Here is a 284-nt window from a genome sequence, read left to right as displayed (position 1 = left end):
CTGCTGGAACTTGGTCAGGGACGCGCGGGTGGCGTCGTCCATTTGCGAGCTGACGTTATTGATGTCATACCCTGCCCCGTAGAGCGCGTTCTTGAGTGCTACCGTTTCATCTGCCTGAGTGACGGGCGCCAGCCCGAGCATCATCACGGTGGCGGCGGTAGTGGCCAGTCGGCCCAGGTTGCTAGTCGCTGTTTTTATACTACTCACCTGCATTACTCCTGATATTTCACCGATACACGTATCTTTATTATTTTGTGGTGCCTATCTCCACAGGCTGGGGCAAA

The 284-nt window shown here is 54.9% G+C and carries 1 pseudogene; it reads right to left on the bottom strand.

The features are described 5' to 3' along the window. A pseudogene (locus ACFC20_RS17725) lies at positions 1-207 on the bottom strand (peptidoglycan-binding protein); the annotation flags it as partial. Positions 208-284 lie beyond the last annotated feature (77 nt).

The organism is Marinobacter sp. (assembly GCF_041984545.1).
Lineage (GTDB): Bacteria > Pseudomonadota > Gammaproteobacteria > Pseudomonadales > Oleiphilaceae > Marinobacter.
The sequence above is the reverse complement of the archived record's forward strand: the minus strand, read 5'-3'. Positions and strand labels throughout refer to the sequence as shown.